Genomic DNA, 20,898 nt, shown 5'->3' with positions numbered 1-20,898 from the left:
CCTAAATAATTACTTTAAATAATAATATTGCCACTAATGTCCCAATTATGCCACCAACTATAACTTGACTTAGTGTATGGATTTTTCCTTCTACTCTACTTTCTGCAACCAGAAAAGCAATAAAATATGATAGTATTGTCACTAATGTATTATTAGCAAGAAGAGCAATTATTGTAGCGCTGCAAAAAGAAACCGATGCGTGACCACTCACGCTTCCACCTTGCAAATAAGTCCATTTATTCTGATATATAAAACTTTTTAAAACTAAAGTTATAACAACTACCAAAATCAAAGCTATAAATGTCAAATGAGTTGGTGAGTTCTGTAATTTTATAACTGCTGTATGACTAAGTGGTACAATCCTATCATAAAACATAAAATAACCTACAAAAATAGAATTAAAAGCAGCTAGTAGTACAGCCCCTGCACCTACATCTTTTGCTATTTTTGCTTTATCATCATATTTGTCATAAATCAAATCAACAATCGTTTCAATGGCGGTGTTAATCATTTCTGCCATTAATATAAATGTTATAGTTATGCACAAACAAGCCATTTCTACCCTTGATAAGTCAAACATTAATGACGCAATCATAACCAGAACTGTCATCAAAATATCAGTTCTAAAATTTCTTTCATTTTTCAAACAATGAATAATTCCATCCATTGCATATTGAAAACTAGTAATAAAAGAAGTATTTTTAGAAATATTTTTATCCTTTGACTTCCTAATTAAATTCTTCATCTTTATAGATACCTATTTCTTTCAAGGCTGATTTTTCTTTATTTCTCATAATAATTTTATCACTTTCATCAATATGATCATAACCCAACAAATGAAACATAGAATGAACAACCAAGTACACAATTTCTCTTTTAATAGAATGATTGTATTCTTTAGCTTGCTCTAAAGCTCTTTTGCAGCATATAATAATATCACCCAAAAGATTTGTTTGAACTTGAAAATCATCTTCTAAAGGAAAGCTCAACACATCTGTTACACTATCTTTATTTCGATAATCTCTATTAAGTTCTTTAATTTCTTCTTCACTAACAAATGACAAAGATATCTCATAATTATCATCATTTAATTCTTGAAGCAAACATATTTTTATTGAATTTTCAATATTCGATCTTAATTCATCATCAATTTGAAAATCATCTTGTCTATTACTTATCTGTATTATCATAATTTGACCTATTGTTATCTAATTTTTCATAAGCTCCAATAATTTTTTGTACTAGTGGATGTCTTACAACATCTGTTTTTTCAAATTCTAAAAAGCTTATTCCTTTTATGTCCCTAAGAATATTAGTCGCAACTAGTAATCCTGATTTTTTACCTCTTGGCAAATCTACTTGTGTAATGTCTCCCGTTACTATAGCTTTTGAACCATATCCTATTCTAGTTAAAAACATCTTCATTTGTTCATTGGTAGTGTTTTGCGCTTCATCTAATATAATATATGCATTATCTAAAGTTCTACCTCTCATATATGCCAATGGTGCTACTTCAATCAATCCTCTTTCTTTAAATTTTTCAAAATTTTCATAACCTAGTATATCAAACATAGCATCGTAAATTGGTCTTAGATAAGGATCAATTTTTTCTTGAAGATCTCCCGGCAAAAATCCTAAACTTTCTCCAGCTTCTACAGCAGGCCTAGTTAAAATTATCCTATCCACTTCATTATTTCTAAATGCATTTATTGCCATCGCCATTGCCAAATAAGTTTTTCCTGTACCGGCAGGACCTATTCCAAAAACAATATCATTTTTTTTAATCATTTCAACATAATTTCTTTGATTTATTGTTTTAGGCTTTAAAGGTTTACCTTTTGAATTGTAACAAATTACATAGTCCTTAATTTTTGAAATATTTTCTTGTTTTATTTTTTCTAAGTTAGAAAGCAAATAATCCAAATCTTGATCTGTTATTTCATTTCCAGATAAAGTATGTGTATTTAATGATTCTAAAAGATTACTTGCACTTTCAATATTAAAATCAGAACCACTAATTAGAATACCTTCTTCAGAAATCTTTAATATAACATCACAAGCTTCTTCAATTTTTTTTGCATTTTTTTCTAATTGACCAAAAATAAATGTTATTAATTTTTCATTATTAGTTTTGTAAATTAAATGTTTATCCATAATCACTCCATTTATCTAATTATAACATATCACTAAAAATCAAATAAACTTATTTGGTTTTCGTTTTGTAAACCATCTAAAACACCGTGGTTTTCTAGTATTTCTAAAGCTGTTTTATTAACTTTCGTTCTCATAGTAAAATCTTGTTTTGAAATAAAATCACCCTTTTGTATTTCTTCAAAAATAGCAATAGAGTTTGCATCGCTAACCCCTTCTAGTGCATTAAATGGAGGTTGAATGAATCCTTTTTCTAATACTTTGAACCTAGCCTTGTCAGATTTATGCAAGTCAACTCTTGATTGTTTTATTCCTCTGCAATACATTTCTTCTGCTACTTCTAATACAGAGTATTTGTTACTATCCTTTGCTGTCATCTTAGAATTTGATTCTTTGTATTTATCCTTCAAAGATTGCATTTCTTCTCTAATTGCACTTAATCCTCTCACAATAACATCACCTGGATAATCTTGTAATTTTATTGTAAAAAATGTTGAATAAAAAGCTTCCGGATAGTGTACTTTAAAATAAGCTATTCTATAACTCATCATTACATACGCTACCGCGTGGGCCTTAGGGAAAAGATACTCAATAGTTTTACAAGATTCAATATACCAATCTGGAACACCATTTTCTGTCATATAATTTAGTGTATCCTCATCAAGAAGTCTATTTTTTCTTACTGTTTCCATTATTTTAAATGATCTTTTCTTTTCAAGACCTTTATTTATTAGATAAATCATAATATCATCTCTTGTACAAATAGTATCTTTTAATTCAACAACACCATCTCTTATTAGATCTTGTGCATTATTTAACCATACATTTGTACCATGTGATAATCCAGAAATTCTGACTAACTCAGAAAAAGTTTTTGGAGTTGTATCTCTTAACATTCCTCTTACAAAGTTTGTACCAAATTCAGGTATTCCTAACGTTCCTATATCTAACCCATCGATTAATTCTTCAAAGTGTAAAGCATCTATCGATGAAAAAATACTCATAGTCTCTTTATCATCCATAGGGATAGTTAATGGATCCACTCCTGTCATATCCGACAACATTTTTATAATAGTTGGCACATCGTGTCCAAGCAAGTCAAGCTTTAAAATTCTACCACTTATAGACTTATAATTGAAGTGAGTAGTAATAATATCACTATTAACATCATCAGCGGGATGTTGAACTGGACAAAAATCTTCGATATCCTTATCTCTTGGAACTATCATTACTCCACCCGGATGTTGACCCGAAGTTCTTTTAACTCCCAAGATTCCTCTTTGTAAATATTTTATCTCTGAATTATTAACATATACGTTTTTATCTTCAAAATATTTTTTTATATACCCATAAGCTGTTTTGTCGGAAATAGTACCAATAGTTCCAGCTCTGAACACCTTTCCTTCCCCAAACAATTCTTCAGTATATTTGTGAACAGTAGGTTGATATTCTCCAGCAAAGTTCAAGTCAATATCTGGCTCTTTATCACCATCAAATCCTAAGAAAACTTCGAATGGTATATTATGACCTTCCTTTTTTAATGGTTGTCCACATACAGGACAGGTTTTATCTTCAAGGTCCACTCCTGAGCCAATATTTTCATCATGTATAAACTCAGAATGTTTGCAGTTTTCACAAATATAATGCGGAATTAAAGGATTAACTTCGGTTATATCAGCCATTGTCGCAACAAAGCTTGAGCCTACAGATCCTCTTGATCCAACTAGATATCCATCTTCGTTGCTTTTCTTTACTAATTTTTGGGCGATAATATATAATACGGCATATCCATTTGAAATTATAGATGACAATTCACGTTCTAACCTACTTTCAACAATTTCAGGTAAATCATCTCCATATATACTTCTAGCTTTTTTATAAGTCATTTCTCTTAATTCTGTATCAGAGCCTTCAATAACCGGTGGAAAAGTTCCATCTGGTATTGGCTTTATATCATCTAACATTTCTGAAATTTTTATGGTATTATCTATTACAATTTCCTCAGCCACATCTTTTTCTAAAAAACTAAATTCATTCATCATTTCATCAGTTGTTCTGAAAAACAACGTAGGGAATTTTTCGCCATAAATTTTTCTAGGTTGACCCTCTAATATTATATTTCTAAAAATATAGTCCGTTTTTTCGAAGTATTTTGCATAAGAATCAGCCACAAGAGGTTTATTGTGTTTTTTTGATAAATCATATAGTTTTCTAGTTAATTCTTCACAACTCTTTAAGTTAAAGCTCATCCTTTTTGACTTTACCCCATCATAATAAAGTGGTGGTTGGACCTCCAAAAAATCATACCTCGAAATAATTTCATCTAATTTTTCATCTGATTCAAATCCAAGTATTGCTTTTATTAATTCTCCATCTTCGTTTCCAGAACCTATTACAAGACCTTCTCTTCTTTTATTCAATTCAGATTTTGGTATTCCGCCTTCTCTGTAAAAATACTTTAAATTAGAAGCGGTCACAAGTTTATATAAGTTTTTCAATCCAATTAAGTTTTGGGCATATATTGTCGCAGTGTGAGATTCTCTTTTAGAAATACTCCAATCAGAATCTATTTTATTTATATTTATATCAAATTTAACTCCTCTTTTTTCAAGATCTTTGACCATACAAATGAATACTTCTCCTGTTGCTCTTGCATCATCACAAGCTCTGTGATGGTTAAATAAATTAACGTTGTATTTTTTTGTCAAAGTATCAAGTTTATGATTTTTGAGATGAGGTTCCAATGCCCTTGCAAAAGCTAGTGTGTCTATATATGTTCTTATGGGATTAATTCTCAAATCAAGACAATTTTTCTTGATAAATCCCATATCGAAATCTGCATTATGTGCTATTAAAGTACAGTCACCAACAAATTTTAAAAACTCAGGTAATACTTCCTCTATTTTAGGCATATCTTTTACCATTTCATTTGTTATAGACGTTAATTCTGTTATTTTTTCTGGTATTGGTATTTCAGGATTTATTAATTGATTAAATTCATCTACAATTTGATTATCTACTATCTTTACAGCACCAATTTCCGTAATTTTTTCTGTTGTATTTGATAATCCTGTAGTTTCTATATCAAAAACTACAAATTCTTCCAAATTCATAGAATCATAAGGATTTGTTATTATCCTAAAATCATCTTCTATTATTTTAGCTTCCATTCCAAAAAGTGGTTTTAATCCATTTTTGCTACAAGCATCATACAATTGTGGATAACCTTGTACTACGGATTTATCCGTTAAACCTAGCGCTGGATGTCCCCATTTTTTTAGGGTTTTACAGCATTCATCCAAGTCAATAAATCCATCTAGTTGGCTCATTTGAGAATACATGTGTAGCTCTACACGTTTTTTCTCGTATTCATCTTTTCTAGATTCTGGTTTCTCAATTTCTTGCATTTGTTTTATTGAAAAAGTCTTTCCAGAAGTAAATCTATCAAATTCCAACCTTCCTGTTAATAAAAGATAAACTCCCGATTTCAATTTATCACCAAACGCTTCAAATTCTTTTTTCTTCAAAAATTTCTTTGCAAAAACAGCTCCACTTTCATCCCTTAGATCCAAAGAAACAATAAAGCTTTCTCCATCTTTTATGCTTCTGACATCTACATCAATAATTTCAGCTCTGATACAAGTATCGTCTTCATTTTCTATTATTTCTTTAATTTTTATTGGAGACTTGGTTATATCTTTACCACATTTTATTCCCGTTTTTTTAACTTCTTCTTTGTCTTGCTTTGGAGTATCTTTTATTGATTCTGCTATTTTTTTTCGAATTGAATTATCATATTCAATAAGATTTTGTCTATAATCATCGTTATCCTTTAACTCAACAATTTCAGATTTGACAGAATAACTTAAATTATATGTCTTAGTTATTAATTTTGTTAACTCATTATCCTTTTGATCTGATATAAACTTATCCCTTATTTGCTCAAAATTAAAAATAAGTGAAATTTCTGAATCGTTTATCTTCGAATATTCAAAATCAATACACGAAGAATATTCACAAAAATCATTTGATTTTAAAATTTTAATCAGATCATCTTTTGAAAAATTGATTTTTGAATCTTCATACTCTGTAAAATCAATATTAATTTTTGTTATAAAATTTAATAAGTCTTTTTGTATAAATTCTGCCAAGTTGTCCTTACTCTCATCTTTTTGAATGTTTATCAAACAATCTAACTCATCATTATCCTTATTATAAGTCAATTTATCAATATAAATTGGGGATTTTGAATCATATTTTAGGCCGATTTTCTTTAATACATCGTTGAGTAATAAATGCATTTATAACCTCTCTATCTCTTCAATTAATACATCTAATAATTCTTCTTCCTTAACTTTTCGTACAATTTCCCCTTTTTTAAATATTAAGCCTACTCCATTTCCTCCTGCTATACCAATATCAGCTTCTTTTGCTTCTCCTGGTCCATTTACAACGCAACCCATAATAGCAACTTTAATGTGTTTATCTATTTTATCCAATTTTTTTTCAGCTTCATTCACTAGACTTATCAAATCAATCTTGGTTCTAGCACATGTTGGACATGAAATTATTTCAATTCCTTCGTTTAGTAAACCCAAACTCATTAAAATTTGTCTTCCTACAATGATTTCTTCTTTAGGATCACCAGTTAAAGAAACTCTGATAGTATCTCCAATTCCTTTTGACAAAATACTTCCTATTCCTACACTGGATTTGATAATTCCTTTAGTAGAAGGACCTGCTTCTGTTATACCGACATGTAGAGGATAATTACATAACTCTGACATTTTTTCATAAGCTTTTATTGACATATTAACATTAGAAGATTTTAATGATAATTTGATATCGTCAAATCCCATATCTTCTATCATTCTTATTTGATCAAGACAACTGTAGCATATTGAATCAACATTTACACCGTGATACTTGTCTATGAATTTTTGATTGACAGATCCACTATTTACCCCAATTCTCATGGAAATTTTATGATGTTTGCAACAATCTACGATTTCTTTAACTCTATCTATTCCACCAATATTTCCAGGATTAATTCTAATGCAATCGCACCCATTTTCAATTGCAGCTATTGCTAATTTGTGATGAAATTGAATATCAGCAACGAATGGTATATTCGTCATGCTTTTTATAATTGGTATCGCCTTTGCATCTTCTAAATCATTAATTGCACTTCTGGAAATATCACACCCTACAGATTCAAATTCTTTAATTTGTTTTACAGTACTTTCTATATCTTTTGTATCTGTATTAGTCATGGATTGAACTGTAACTCTTGCTCCATTTCCCACTGCAACGTTTCCTACGTAAATTCTTTTTGTATCTTCTCTTTTCATTACTTCACCTTTCAAATTTAAAAAGGCCCATACAGGCCTAATCAAAACATTTAAAATAATTTAATAACATCTTTTATTGTAACTACTGCGATTAATGCTAAAAGCAAAATTAATCCTACCATGTGTATATAGCCTTCTTTTTCTTGAGATATTTTTTTGCCAAATATCATCTCAATTAGTATGAATATCGCTCTTCCTCCATCTAAAGCTGGAATAGGCAATAAATTAAATACACCTAAATTAATGTTAATATATGCCAATAAGAAAATTAAATTAGCAACACCTGTCTTTGCAGCATTACCAATCTCTTTTACCACACCAACTGGTCCACTAACTCCTCCTAAACCTAATTGGCCAGTTATAAGCATCCCTAGGAATTTATATAACATGCCTGTCAAATTAAGAAAAGTTATGACGCCTTTTTTAAAGCCTTTTATTAAGCTAAAATTTTTAATATTATATTCTTCTTGAAAGTTTACTCCAATTTTTCTAATATTATTTTCTAATCTTGGAGTGACTTTTATATTCTTTGATTGAGAATCTCTTATTACTCCAATATTTAAATCACCTTGGGATTCTTTGATACTTTTTAATAATTCTTCTCCATCACTTACATTCTCCCCATTTATAGATACAATTTGATCTCCTGTTTGTATACCCGAAGAGTATGCTGGTGAATCTTTTATCACACCGGATACTTCTGTACTAACTCTACTTACAGACATTAATAAAATTAACAAAATAAAAGCTAATATAAAATTCATAATAGCACCAGCTAAAATTACTTTAAGTCTTACAAGTGGTGATTGATTATTCAAAGAATTCGGGCTGTCGTTTTCTTCGTCTTCCCCTTCTAGCTGACAATAACCTCCCACAGGTAACACTCTCAAAGAATAAAGAGTTCCATTTGATTCTCTTTGGAAAAGTTTTGGTCCCATACCTATTGAAAATTCCAAAACAGATACTCCATTCATTTTCGCTACGATAAAATGTCCAAATTCATGTATTAAAATTACTAGTAAAAATATTATAATTGATGAAATTATTGTAATCACATTTCCTCCTAATTATAGCCCTAAACAATATAAAATTGAAAGATAAGGCAAAACAAAAATAAAACTATCGAATCGATCCATTACTCCACCATGTCCTATAAAAATATTACCAAAATCCTTCACATTGGCTTTTCTTTTAATTTTAGAAGCGCTTATATCACCAATTTGAGATATAATAGAACCGAAGAAAGCGATAATAACTATCTTAGCAATATTTAAATTACCATAAAATATAGAAAATATAGCACCAATTATCATGCTTCCTATTATTCCACCTATTGCTCCTTCAATAGTTTTTTTAGGGCTAATTTTTGTCAATTTGTGTTTTCCGAATAACATTCCTGTACAGTATGCTGCTGTGTCTGTCCCCCATGAACATATATAAATAAGCCAAATATACTCAGTTCCTGATATAAAATACATTAAAGAAAAAGTAATCGTAATATATATGTGCATAAAATAGTTATTTAGTACTTCCTTGATAGGTTTGTCAAAAATGGTATATAAAGTCAATTCTATCAAGCTAAAACTGCACAATAAAGCAATTGCAAATAATTCCTTCTTAAAATAAACGCTTAAATTAAAACTAACATTAAATAATACATTAATAATCAAATTATTAATGTTAATGTTATTGGAATAATCCTTGTTAATTACATTTTCTAGTTCGTAAATTGCAACAGTACTAAGGAATAAATTCATTATTAAAAGGTAAATTCCGCCTTTAGAAACGCAAAAAATAGATAACAATAAAATTATTATTCCGGTTAATGTCCTTTTTAAAAATTTCATTTCAATCCACCAAATCTTCTATCCCTGTTTTGATACCAATAAATTGCATCGACAAGTGATTCTAACTTGAAATCCGGCCAATATATATCTGAAAAATAAAGTTCTGCATAAGACATTTGATAAAGCAAGAAATTGCTTAGTCTTTTTTCTCCACCTGGTCTAATCAGTAAATCAACGTCCGGTTGGTTTCTCGTGTATAAAAGATTTGAGAACTCATCATCAGTCAGGATTTCTCCCTTCTCTATTGCAGTATTCACAGCTTTTAATATCTCTTGCCTTGACCCATAATTAATAGCAATATTTAGAATAAGTTTATCATTATCTTTCGTCGAATCCAATGCGTATTCTATCTTTTGAATTACTTTTTCGGGCAATACACTAATATCTCCCAAAATATTAATCTTAACTCCTTGAGTTACTAGTTTATTTAATTGTTCATCTATATATTTTATGAGTATTTGCATTAAAAAATCTATTTCTTTTTGTGGTCTTTTCCAATTTTCTGTTGAAAAAGCATACAATGACAAATATTTTATTCCGATATTTAAAGAGTTTTCAACAACGTCAACGACTCTTTTCATCCCTTCATTATGTCCAAAAACCCTGGGTTTATTTCTTTTTGTAGCCCATCTTCCATTGCCATCCATTATTATGGCAATATGTTTAGGCAGTCTATCTTGATCTAAATTTGATAAATCCATTTTCAATTCCTTTTAGTTTATTCTTAATTATTGTATCATATTTTGATTTTTTCTTACACAAAAAATAAGCCTTTATATTTGAATATCTCATGAAGAAATCTTCAAATTAGGCTTATTTTTTAATAAACTATTTTGTTTTAATTTCTCTTGAACCAGGTTTTACCAATTCTATTCCTTTCTTACATAAAGGACATTCTTCCGGTTTAAAAATTTCTATATCGATTTTTGTTGCGCTATATAATGGTAAATCAATATCAAGGTTTACGCTTCTATCTACTAGACAACAAATCCCTACTACTTCTGCACCCAATTCTTCCAAAACTTTTTTTGTCTCATAAGAAGATTTTGCAGTAGTTACAACGTCTTCTGAGATAATAACTTTTTCACCTTTTTTTACTTCAAACCCTCTTCTAAGACACATTTCACCATCTTTTCTTTCAGTAAAGATAGCTGGTTTATGTAATTGTCTTCCTAGTTCATAAGCTACTATTATTCCACCCATGGCAGGTCCAACAACAGTATCAAATTCAACATCTTTAAGCTTATCAGCAATAACTTTGATTACTTCTTCAGCTTTGTCTGGATATTGTAATAACTTTGCGCATTGACAATACTTATCACTGTGATTTCCAGATGACAATAAGAAGTGACCTTCTAATAATGCATTACTTTCTTTCAATAATTCAACAACCCTATCCATCTTTTTCCTCCTAAATAATATTCCTTATTTCGTCTATTGATTTAAAATTATTTTGTTTTAAATAGTTTTCCATACCATTTGCTATTTCAACCATAACATTTGGATTAACAAAATTTGCTGTACCAACTTGAACCAAGTGACAACCTACCATAATAAATTCTAATGCATCTTTGTAATTTTGAATTCCACCCATACCACAAACTGGAATTTTAACATTTTTGCACACATCTCTACACATTCTTAAAGCTATAGGTTTTATACAAGGTCCCGAAAGACCGGCAGTTATATTGTCAAATACAGGTTTTCTTTTATTAATATCCACAGCTAATGCATTAAAAGTATTAACAAGACTAAGAGCATCTGCTCCAGAATCTTCACAAGTCTTTGCCATTTCTACAATATCATTAGCATTTGGGGATAATTTTACCATTAAAACTTTATCAGTATGCTTTCTTACTTCTGAAACAACTTTTTGTGCTACATCACATTTTATCCCAAAAGCCATTCCACCTTCTTTAACATTTGGACAAGAAATATTTAACTCAATTATTTTTATATCAGTGCTTGATATAAGTTCAACCGCTTCAATATAACTTTTTATATCAGAGCCACCAATGTTTGCAATGGTAACAGTGTCCAAAGATAACATATAGTCCAGATCCCTATTAATGAATTCTTGAACAGATGGATTTTGTAATCCTATACTATTCATGATTCCAGACGGTGTTTCATAGATTCTTAAACCAGTATTTCCATTTTTAGGTTGAATAGTTAATCCTTTTGTAGAGATACCTCCTAATTTATTTAGATCTGTAAAGTTTTCATATTCTCTTCCAAATCCAAATGTGCCAGAAGCTCCAACAACTGGATTTTTGAACTCTACTCCACAAAAATTTGTTTTAAGCATCAAATATCACCTCGTTTTTCTCAAAAATAGGACCATCTTTGCAAACTCTTTTAAGTCCATTAGTTGTATGAACAGTACATCCTAAACACGCCCCTATTCCACAGGCCATGTGAGCTTCTAATGAATAAAATTCTGTCGCATCAAGATTTCTTTTCTTTAAAGAATTCATCATAGGATTTGGGCCACAAGCATAAATATAATCATAGTCATTTTTTACGTATTCTGTTATATATCCTTTTAGCCCAATTGATCCATCTTCTGTAGAAATAATTGTTTCATTTTTATTTAAAATCTCATCTTCCATGTACGGTGTGTTTCTGTATCCAACATACAAATCTACATTTTTCAATTTTCTTGACAAATATTTCATTGGAGCAATTCCAATCCCACCAGCAACTATAGCACATTTTGCTTCAGGATGTAATTCAAATCCATTTCCTAACGGGCCAAGAATTTTGATGCTTTCTCCTACTCTCATTGAGGCAATTATTGATGTCCCTTTTCCTACGACAGCATATAAAAATGTTATACTTTCATCATCTAGATCACAAATACTAAGTGGTCTTGGAAGAAGTGGTGATTCATCCCAAGCTCTTAACATATAGAATTGACCAGGATCACCTTGGAATTTTCCTTTTAAAACCAATTTGAAAATTCCTTCGCTAATTTCTTCATTAAGTATTATTTCAGATTCGATATACTTATTCACCGTAAATATCCTTTCTCATATCTTCTACAGCTTTTCTAGCATATTTACCGATATTTTTTTCTCCATCATCAAACTTTCTGTAATTTAATATTATGCCTCTAGATGAATTTACAATTCCTTTCTTAAAGTTATCAAGGTAAACTCTTATGTCTTCTGGTTTTGCTCCTTGTGCTCCGTATCCGGGAATTAAAAACATTATATTTTCATATCTCTCTCTGATTTTATTTGCATTTTCAGTTTGAGTTCCACCTACTACAAATCCTAAAGAACTTAAATTACATTGTCCTATATATTCTTTGGCAATTTTATTCAGATTGTCGCCTATCTCATAGTATAGTGGTTGGCCTTTATAATCCTTATATTGAATATCTTTTGAACCTGGATTTGATGTTCTCATTAATACAAATATTCCTTTTTCTTTTGATTCAAGGTAAGGTAAATAATGTTCTAAAGTATCATATCCCATGAATGGATTAACAGTTATAAAGTCAGCTTCAAAATCACCTTCAAAATGTGCTTTTGCGTATTCTTTGGCTGTATTTGCTATATCTCCTCTTTTTACATCGGCTATTGATATTAAATCATTTTCTTTAAGATATTTAAGTGTGTTTTTGTAAGCTATTAATCCTTCTATGCCATGTGCTTCGTAGTATGCAATTTGTACTTTAAAACATGCTACTAAATCTTTTGTATTATCTATGATTTCCTTATTAAAATTAAATAGATATTCGCTAACTTTCTTTCCTTTTTTCATATTTTCTGGTACATAATCTGTACTAGTATCTAGTCCTACACATACTATGGATCTTTCGTTTATTCTTTCAGAAAGCTTATCTATTATCATTTTTAACCCCTTTCTCAAATTTAACTTTTCCATTTACAATTGTCATCTCAACGCTACCTCTAAACTTCTCGCCAATAAACGGAGAATTATTTGATTTTGAATTAAATTTTTCTATTTTTATTTCTTTATCAATATCAATTATAACTAAATCAGCATCGTATGTTGGATTTATAACACCTTTGTTTTCTCCTAATATCTTAGCTGGATTGTAACTCATTAATTCAGATATTTTATTTAATGATATATTATTTTCTTCATGCAAAACTTTATATGCAATATTAAACGCTGTCTCTAGTCCAATCATTCCACATGCCCCGTTATCTTTATCTTCCTTAGTGTGCGGAGCATGATCCGTTGCAATAGCATCTACTGTATTATTTTTTATCATTTTTATTATGCAATCTATATCGTCTTGAGTTCTTATTGAAGGATTTACTCTGAAGTCACTATCTTTCATATATATGTGATGAGGAGTAACTTCACAAGTAATTGGTGCGTTTTTTCCTTTGTAGAATTTTATCGCTTCCAATGAATCAATAGTGCTAACGTGACAAAAATGAACTCTACATCCTGTTTTTAAGCTTAAGTAACAATCTCTAATTGTTTCTAAATCCTCTGCATACCTTGTAGAAATCTTTGTTAGATTATGGTCTTCTGCATGTACCATTATACCTTTATTTATTTTTTCTATTTCCGTAAAAACATTAAAGGCTAGTAAAGAATCTGTTATACCTTTCCCGTCTTCACTAAAGAATTTTATATTATTATCTGCTTTTTCAAAATTAATCATTTCTATAGATTTTAAATCTTTTGTTGTGGCCATGCATTGATATATATTTATTAAATCAATTTCTTTTGATTTGTCTATAATTCGATTGTAGATTTCATTATTATCCACAACTGGTTTAGTGTTTCCCATCAAATTACAACTTGTGTAGCCTCCAGCAAGTGCTGACAGGCTACCAGTATATAAATCCTCTTTATTTTCTTGACCGGGATATCTGAAATGAGTGTGCAAATCTATGAATCCTGGCATTACAATTTTTCCCTTTACATCAATGATTTCATCACATTCTTCTAATATCTCTCCTATTGCTTTTATTTTACCATTTTCTATTAAAATATCAGCAAAAATATCTTTATCTTTATCTATAATATGACAATTTTTAAGCAGCAGTTTCATTATTCCTCCACGTTATATAAGTGATCACAATAATCACACTTATAGGTTCTAGTATCCTTATCAACTAAACTAAATTTCTGTACAATACTTCTTTCAGATTGAGTTATACATCTAGGATTTTTACATTTAATAAAACCTTCAAAATGTTCTGGTAAATTCAAGTTGATTTTTTCTTTTATTTTTTCATTTTCAATTATATTAACAGTCATATTATCATCGAATACTCCAAGTATATCAAAATCTATATCTATAACATTTTCGATTTTGATCATATCTTTTCTTCCCAATTTACCTGATTGTGCATTCATGATTAATGCTACTGTATAATCAGCCTTGTCTAACTTTAAAAGTTGGAATATTTTATAACCCATTCCACATTTGATATGATCGATTACAATACCTTTTTCAATACTATTAATGTTTAACATTATCTCACCCCTAATAATTTCAATATTAACGCCATTCTAACAATTACACCGTATCTAACTTGCTTAAAATAAACTGCTCTTGGATCGCTATCAACTTCTGTAGCTATTTCATTTACTCTTGGCAATGGATGAAGAACAGCTAAATCTTCTGTAGCTAATTTCATTTTATCATTATCTAAGATATATGAATCTTTCAATCTAACATAATCTGCTTCATTGAAGAATCTTTCACGTTGAACTCTAGTCATGTATAAAACATCTAATTCACCGATTACATCTTCCATTTTTTCGACTTCTTTGAATTCTATATTCTTTGATTTTAAAAATATCTTAATATAATCAGGCACTTGAAGTTCTTCAGGAGATATTAAGATGAACTTGTTGTTCTCATATCTTGACATAGCTTTTATCAAAGAATGGACTGTTCTACCAAATTTCAAATCTCCACACAATCCTATTGTCATGTTGTCCAATCTTTTTTTAGTCATCCAAATTGTCAATAAATCTGTCAAAGTTTGAGTTGGATGTTGATGTCCACCATCACCTGCATTTATCAATGGAACTTCTGCATAAGAACTAGCTAAAACTGCCGAACCTTCTTTTGGGTTTCTCATCGCAATTATATCTGTATAATTTGACACTGTTCTTATTGTATCAGCCAAAGACTCACCCTTTGATGTCGATGAACTTGCACTTTCCGAAAAGCCGATGCAATCTCCACCCAATCTATGTATTGCTGATTCAAAACTTAATCTTGTTCTTGTTGAAGGCTCAAAAAAAAGAGTCCCTAAGATTTTTCCATTACATAAATTAGAAAAATCAGAAGGACTCTTTATAATTTCTTCTGCTAAATTCAATATTTCGTTTATCTCTTCTACATTAAAATCATCTGCGTTAATTAAATTTCTATTTTTTAACATAACTATCTCCTTTGATTTATTTTCACTATAATAACATCAAAAAAGATATCTGTCAATAGTTTTTTTAATTAAGAGTTGTAAAATTTACATCTGTCATTCAATATACATTCTTCACATCTTGGATTTCTAGCCTTGCATAGATTTCTTCCATGCCAAATAAATAAGTGATGACTTTTTGACCATCTGTCTCTTGGTATTTCTTGCATCAACGCCTTTTCAGTACTCAATACGTCTTTTTCATTTACAATTCCAATTCTGTTAGTTACTCTAAAAACATGAGTATCCACAGCTATAGCGGGTATTCCAAATGCATTGCTTACAACTACATTAGCTGTTTTTCTACCAACTCCTGGTAATTTCATTAATTCGTCAATAGTATCTGGAACTTTTGAGTCATAATCATGATATAAAACATTACATGTATTAATGATATTCTTTGATTTTGTCTTGTATAGTCCACAGCTTTTGATGTATTTTGCTAATCCATCTACTCCTAAGTCTAATATTGTTTTAGGGGTATTGTGCTCTTTAAATAAAACAGCTGTAACTTTATTAACCCTAACATCTGTACATTGCGCTGATAAAATAGTGGCAATTAATAATTCGAACGGAGTAGTAAAATCTAAACCTGCTTTTGCATTAGGATATAAGCTATCTAAATCATCCAAAATTTTATTAATTTTCTCGTAACTCATGAAACTTTCTCCTTAATTCTTCAATTTCAATTTTATATCCATCTAAGTCGTTAGGCGTTTCCAGTATTATTGGTCTACCCTCTAACCTTTCATTAAAGATTACATTAAAAAGGTCTGATTCTCCAATCAATCCCTTACCAAACTTTTCATGTCTATCTTTATTTGCTCCAAATGGCATCATAGAATCATTGCAATGAATTACTTTTATTTTCTCAATACCAATTAACTTGTCAAATTCATCAAGATAATCATCAAAATTAACCAGTTTAATTCCTGAGCTAAACAAATGACAAGTATCGATACAAACATACAATGGAATACTAGCATTACTAATAATATAAGCAATTTGATTTAAATCAAATCCAACTTCACTACCTTTTCCGCTCATAGTTTCAATACATATCTTCTGACCATTTGAAACATCTATTTGATTCAAGCCTTCTACAATTAAATCAAGTCCTTTCTCAATGCCTTGATTTTTATGACTTCCTGGATGAAGAACGTATTTATCAATTTTCAGATTTTGAATTTTTTTCATATCTTCATTAATAAGCTGAATTGCCAATTCTCTTAAATCTTCTCTATCACTACATAAATTCATGGTATATGCTCCATGACATACTATTTCGTTTATATCATGAGTATCTCTAAGCTTCAAAAATTTTTCTATTTCTCTATCAGGAATTAATCTAGACTTAGATCCTCTTGGATTTCGTGGAAAGAATTGAAAAGTGTCAGCATTTATTTCTAAGCATTGTTCTATAGTTTTGTGAAGTCCTTTTGATGTAGATAAATGACATCCTATTCTGTTCATAAAACCTCCTAATCACCTCTAAATCATTATTATATCACACCTTAATATTTTAATATGTTATAATACTAGTTGAGGAAGTGAGACATGTTTAATATTAGCAAAAAAAATATATCAAAAATAGATAAAACTCTAATTATAAGCGTTTTAATACTTGTTATTTACGGTCTTGTAGTATTATATAGTGCTGGATCAAGTCTTTCAAACCATTATTTCAGAAAACAATTAATAGCTACAATTATAGGAATAATTGTTGTTTTTTTTATAATTTCACTAGACAACCACATAATAAAAAAACTTAACATTCCAATGTACATAATTTGCAATGTTTTACTGGTTCTAGTTTTATTTTTTGGTGTTGGTGATGAATGGGGTGCAAGAAGTTGGTTTAAGTTTGGACCAATTAATTTTCAACCTTCTGAAATAATGAAGATAGTTCTTATTATTTCGCTAGCAAATATTATAGAATCTAACAAGAACAGCCTTAATAATCCTAAAATTTTAATAAAAATACTAATTTTTGCCTTCATTCCTGTCGCTCTAATTTTAAAACAACCAGACGCAGGAACAGCTATGGTGTATACATTCATAATAATAGTAATGTTGTTTACAGCTGGAATTGATTGGAAATATTTAATAGGAGCAACTATTTTAGGTATAATCAGTTTACCTTTTCTATACTTGAGGCTTGATCAATTTCAAAGAGATAGAATATTAAATTTTGTTCATCCTGAAAGAGATTTATCGAATACTGGATGGCAAGCTCTCCAAGGTAAAATAGCAATAGGATCAGGAAAATTAACTGGTGAAGGTTTCTTAAACGGAGTTCAAAGTCAATATAATTTTATTCCTGAAAAACAAACAGATTTTATTTTTGCAGTATTAGTTGAAGAATTTGGATTTATAGGTGGATTTATATTGATTTTATTATATGCCCTTATGCTTTATAGATGTGTGGTTATTGCTCAAAACTCAGATAATTTATACTCAAAATTATTGACTATTGGATTTGCAGCAATGTTTTTATTCCACATATTCGAAAATATTGGAATGACTATTGGGGTAATGCCAATAACTGGTATCCCTTTACCATTTTTTAGTTATGGTGGAACATTTCAAATTATCAACTTAATTTCAATTGGATTGATAATATCTTCATCAATTCAAAAAGACCCATTGAACTTTATTTAGGAGGAAATATGAATAAAATAGAAAGTTTTAAAATTAATCACTTAAAATTATTACCAGGAATTTATGTATCAAGAAAAGATTACTTAAATAATGAAGTATTAACTACTTTTGATTTAAGAATAACTGCGCCTAACAGAGAACCTGTTATGAACACAGCAGAAGTTCACGCAATAGAACATTTAGCCGCTACATTTTTAAGAAATAAACTTGAAAATGAAGTTATTTATTTTGGTCCTATGGGTTGTAGAACAGGATTTTATCTAATCTTGGTCGGAGATAAAAAATCTGAAGATATCGTAGATTTAGTTAAAGAACTCTTTGAATTCATATCTAATTACGAAGGCGATATACCTGGTCAATCAGCAAAGGACTGTGGCAACTATTCAGATATGAATTTAAATATGGCAAAATTCTATTCTGATAAGTACTTGAAGGTTTTAAATTCTATTAAAACAGAAAATTTAATCTACCCAGAATAGAAAAAACACAATTTAGTTATACTAAATTGTGTTTTTATTTTTTTAATCTTTATCTAAATATGTTGTTTGTAGTTCTGTTAGCTTCTTTTCATTCATTTTTTCAATATAGTGTTTTCTACATAATGGCATATATGCCTCACTAGCACCCAACTGTATTCTGTTTTTATCGTCTGATATACGATAACTTACCCATGCATCATTTCCACACACAGCACACACAGCGTGGTGTTTTTCGACGTAATCACATATAGGCAATAATTCCTTAACAAGTTGAAATGGCTTGGCTTTATAGTCCATGTCAAGTCCAGCAGCAATAATTGTGAATCCTTTTTCCAAAAGATAGTTAATTTGTTTTACAAAATGATCTGCTTTTGAATTAATAAATTGTACTTCATCTATAGCAATGACATTTACATCATGAGTTTTTGTATATTCAACTATATCGTCAATATTATCGACATTTATTGCTTCAATTTCGTTTTTATCATGTGTTACTACTTTTTCCTTAGAATATCTAGAATCCATCTTCGGCTTAAACACAACTACATTATATTTAGCTATTTTAAACCTATTCACTTCTTTCCATAAACTAGATGTTTTTCCAGAAAACATAGATCCAGTATGCACTATTAATTTGCCTCTATATTGATGCATATTAATTCCTTGAAATCTCTATTGATTGAATAATAATATCATCCAACGGTTTATCTGAAAAGTCAGTATTTGCGTTAGCAATTTTGTCTACAATATCCATTCCACTATAAACTTGACCAAATACAGAATGTTTTCCATCTAACCAAAAACATCCCCCATTATTTTTATAGTATTCTTTTTGTTCTTCATCCAAATCACATTCGTCAAGATATTTAATATAATCTTTTCTAATTGAAGTATTTTGAACTATAAAAAATTGAGATCCATTAGTGTTCGGTCCAGAATTAGCCATTGATAAAGCTCCTCTTATATTTTTCAAATTATCAGAAAATTCATCTTCAAAAGGCTTTTCCCAAATACTTTCACCACCATAGCCTGTGCCTTGTGGATCTCCTCCTTGAATCATAAAATCTTTAATAACTCTATGAAAAATAGTTCCATCATAATATCCTTCTTTTGCATGAGTTACAAAATTTTCTACACAATTTGGAGCATCATTTTCAAACAAACAAATTTTTATTTCTCCCATGTTTGTAATTATATTTGCAATTAATTGATCTTTTTTAGGTATATCAGTTTGATACATATTCCCTCCATAAATAATTAAACTGCTTTTTAAAAAGCAGTTTAAACTTTTGTATTTGATGAGAAGTAATATCCTTCTCCCCATTTTGTTCTAATTATTAATGATTCGTTATCTTTGATTTTTTCTCTCAATCTTTTAATGTGAACATCAACAGTCCTGATATGAGACTGTGCATCTTCCCATAATTTCGCAGCCAATTCCTTCCTTGAAAGAACCTTATCTTTATTAGAAACAAGTGCATATAGCAATTCAAATTCTCTTCCTGTTAATTCTATATATTGACCATATCTTTTTACAGTTCTTGATATTAAATTAAATTCAAATTCACCGATTTGTATTATGCTTGTTTTATTATTGTCATTTACTAAATCTGATTTCGTTCTTCTAAGAACTGCTCTAATTCTTGCTTTTAACTCAAGCATATTAAATGGATAAACTACATAATCATCTGCGCCATATTCTAACGCTAGGATTTTTTTCATATCATCTGATTCGTCACTAACAAAAATTGTCGGAATGGAATATAATTTGCTAATTTCTTTTTTGAAGTCTAAGCCTGTACCATCCGAAAAATTCATATCACTAAGCAAAAAATCATAGTAACCTTTTTTTAGTTTTTCAAGTGCATCTTCAATTGTAGAACATTCTGAAACTTCATAATTTTCATCATTAGAGAAATTCAAAATGATCTCATCTTTATACACATTAGATGGAAAAACTAACAGAATTCTAAGTTTCATA

At 29.5% G+C, this 20,898-nt stretch carries 22 protein-coding genes; 2 read left to right on the top strand and 20 right to left on the bottom strand.

Features of this window, described 5'->3' with window-relative positions; translation table 11 throughout:
- Position 1: 1 nt before the first annotated feature.
- The 17 genes from ACU68U_RS00185 to ACU68U_RS00105 form a co-directional block, all read right to left on the bottom strand.
- The gene (locus tag ACU68U_RS00185; protein ID WP_094205653.1) at positions 2-745 is read right to left on the bottom strand and encodes a diacylglycerol kinase; all 744 of its coding nucleotides are present in this window, start codon (positions 743-745) and stop codon (positions 2-4) included.
- On the bottom strand, positions 729-1,190 hold the full coding sequence (ybeY, locus tag ACU68U_RS00180) for an rRNA maturation RNase YbeY (RefSeq protein ID WP_094224673.1): 462 nt from the start codon (positions 1,188-1,190) through the stop codon (positions 729-731). Before ybeY ends, ACU68U_RS00185 begins: the two co-directional genes overlap by 17 nt.
- Positions 1,171-2,154, bottom strand: a complete 984-nt coding sequence (locus ACU68U_RS00175) for a PhoH family protein (protein WP_094207113.1) — start codon at positions 2,152-2,154, stop codon at positions 1,171-1,173. Before ACU68U_RS00175 ends, ybeY begins: the two co-directional genes overlap by 20 nt.
- Before the next feature lie 32 nt (positions 2,155-2,186).
- Positions 2,187-6,452, bottom strand: coding sequence for a PolC-type DNA polymerase III (locus tag ACU68U_RS00170; protein WP_446762497.1), 4,266 nt, complete (start codon positions 6,450-6,452; stop codon positions 2,187-2,189).
- Entirely contained in the window at positions 6,453-7,502 is a 1,050-nt protein-coding gene (ispG, locus tag ACU68U_RS00165) for a flavodoxin-dependent (E)-4-hydroxy-3-methylbut-2-enyl-diphosphate synthase (RefSeq protein WP_035109495.1), read from the bottom strand.
- Positions 7,503-7,552: 50 nt separating this feature from the next.
- Positions 7,553-8,557, bottom strand: coding sequence for an RIP metalloprotease RseP (gene rseP / locus ACU68U_RS00160; RefSeq protein ID WP_446762496.1), 1,005 nt, complete (start codon positions 8,555-8,557; stop codon positions 7,553-7,555).
- Positions 8,558-8,569: 12 nt separating this feature from the next.
- Positions 8,570-9,349: a phosphatidate cytidylyltransferase gene (locus ACU68U_RS00155; RefSeq protein WP_094209724.1), complete on the bottom strand. Its 780-nt coding sequence runs from the start codon at positions 9,347-9,349 to the stop codon at positions 8,570-8,572.
- Positions 9,346-10,050, bottom strand: coding sequence for an isoprenyl transferase (locus tag ACU68U_RS00150; RefSeq protein ID WP_446762495.1), 705 nt, complete (start codon positions 10,048-10,050; stop codon positions 9,346-9,348). Before ACU68U_RS00150 ends, ACU68U_RS00155 begins: the two co-directional genes overlap by 4 nt.
- A 127-nt stretch (positions 10,051-10,177) precedes the next feature.
- On the bottom strand, positions 10,178-10,750 hold the full coding sequence (pyrE, locus tag ACU68U_RS00145; RefSeq protein WP_002836368.1) for an orotate phosphoribosyltransferase: 573 nt from the start codon (positions 10,748-10,750) through the stop codon (positions 10,178-10,180).
- A 10-nt stretch (positions 10,751-10,760) separates the two neighbouring features.
- On the bottom strand, positions 10,761-11,657 hold the full coding sequence (locus ACU68U_RS00140) for a dihydroorotate dehydrogenase (RefSeq protein WP_002836367.1): 897 nt from the start codon (positions 11,655-11,657) through the stop codon (positions 10,761-10,763).
- Positions 11,650-12,366 carry a dihydroorotate dehydrogenase electron transfer subunit gene (locus ACU68U_RS00135; protein ID WP_446762494.1) on the bottom strand — a complete coding sequence of 239 codons (717 nt, stop codon included), beginning with the start codon at positions 12,364-12,366 and terminating at the stop codon, positions 11,650-11,652. The genes ACU68U_RS00140 and ACU68U_RS00135 overlap by 8 nt, the downstream gene beginning before the upstream one ends.
- On the bottom strand, positions 12,359-13,210 hold the full coding sequence (gene pyrF, locus ACU68U_RS00130; protein ID WP_446762493.1) for an orotidine-5'-phosphate decarboxylase: 852 nt from the start codon (positions 13,208-13,210) through the stop codon (positions 12,359-12,361). Before pyrF ends, ACU68U_RS00135 begins: the two co-directional genes overlap by 8 nt.
- A complete protein-coding gene (locus tag ACU68U_RS00125; protein ID WP_446762492.1) occupies positions 13,197-14,393 on the bottom strand; it encodes a dihydroorotase in 1,197 nt (398 codons plus the stop codon). Before ACU68U_RS00125 ends, pyrF begins: the two co-directional genes overlap by 14 nt.
- Positions 14,393-14,821: an aspartate carbamoyltransferase regulatory subunit gene (locus ACU68U_RS00120; RefSeq protein ID WP_094209717.1), complete on the bottom strand. Its 429-nt coding sequence runs from the start codon at positions 14,819-14,821 to the stop codon at positions 14,393-14,395. Before ACU68U_RS00120 ends, ACU68U_RS00125 begins: the two co-directional genes overlap by 1 nt.
- Complete coding sequence (gene pyrB / locus ACU68U_RS00115) at positions 14,821-15,741, bottom strand: aspartate carbamoyltransferase (protein WP_316512066.1); 921 nt, start codon at positions 15,739-15,741, stop codon at positions 14,821-14,823. The genes ACU68U_RS00120 and pyrB overlap by 1 nt, the downstream gene beginning before the upstream one ends.
- Before the next feature lie 68 nt (positions 15,742-15,809).
- Positions 15,810-16,436 (bottom strand): endonuclease III, encoded by a 627-nt coding sequence (gene nth / locus ACU68U_RS00110; RefSeq protein WP_446762491.1) that lies wholly within the window; start codon positions 16,434-16,436, stop codon positions 15,810-15,812.
- Entirely contained in the window at positions 16,417-17,250 is an 834-nt protein-coding gene (locus tag ACU68U_RS00105) for a deoxyribonuclease IV (RefSeq protein WP_446762490.1), read from the bottom strand. Before ACU68U_RS00105 ends, nth begins: the two co-directional genes overlap by 20 nt.
- Before the next feature lie 84 nt (positions 17,251-17,334).
- Between ACU68U_RS00105 and rodA the strand changes: the two genes are divergently transcribed.
- Positions 17,335-18,438, top strand: a complete 1,104-nt coding sequence (gene rodA, locus ACU68U_RS00100; RefSeq protein ID WP_094207101.1) for a rod shape-determining protein RodA — start codon at positions 17,335-17,337, stop codon at positions 18,436-18,438.
- A gap of 8 nt (positions 18,439-18,446) precedes the next feature.
- The gene (locus ACU68U_RS00095) at positions 18,447-18,917 is read left to right on the top strand and encodes an S-ribosylhomocysteine lyase (RefSeq protein ID WP_094207100.1); all 471 of its coding nucleotides are present in this window, start codon (positions 18,447-18,449) and stop codon (positions 18,915-18,917) included.
- Positions 18,918-18,959: 42 nt separating this feature from the next.
- Here the strand turns inward: ACU68U_RS00095 and ACU68U_RS00090 are convergent, their stop codons facing one another.
- Genes ACU68U_RS00090 through ACU68U_RS00080 form a run of 3 tightly spaced genes read right to left on the bottom strand, consistent with a single transcriptional unit; the run spans position 18,960 to position 20,897 of the window.
- Entirely contained in the window at positions 18,960-19,571 is a 612-nt protein-coding gene (locus ACU68U_RS00090; protein WP_094207099.1) for a thymidine kinase, read from the bottom strand.
- A gap of 1 nt (position 19,572) precedes the next feature.
- Positions 19,573-20,157 carry a peptidylprolyl isomerase gene (locus ACU68U_RS00085; RefSeq protein WP_094207098.1) on the bottom strand — a complete coding sequence of 195 codons (585 nt, stop codon included), beginning with the start codon at positions 20,155-20,157 and terminating at the stop codon, positions 19,573-19,575.
- 41 nt (positions 20,158-20,198) lie between these two features.
- Positions 20,199-20,897 carry a response regulator transcription factor gene (locus ACU68U_RS00080; RefSeq protein WP_094205633.1) on the bottom strand — a complete coding sequence of 233 codons (699 nt, stop codon included), beginning with the start codon at positions 20,895-20,897 and terminating at the stop codon, positions 20,199-20,201.
- Position 20,898: the final 1 nt, after the last annotated feature.

This window comes from Finegoldia sp. P3-F-LR (genome assembly GCF_052932165.1).
This window is presented reverse-complemented; position numbering and strand designations above follow the sequence as displayed.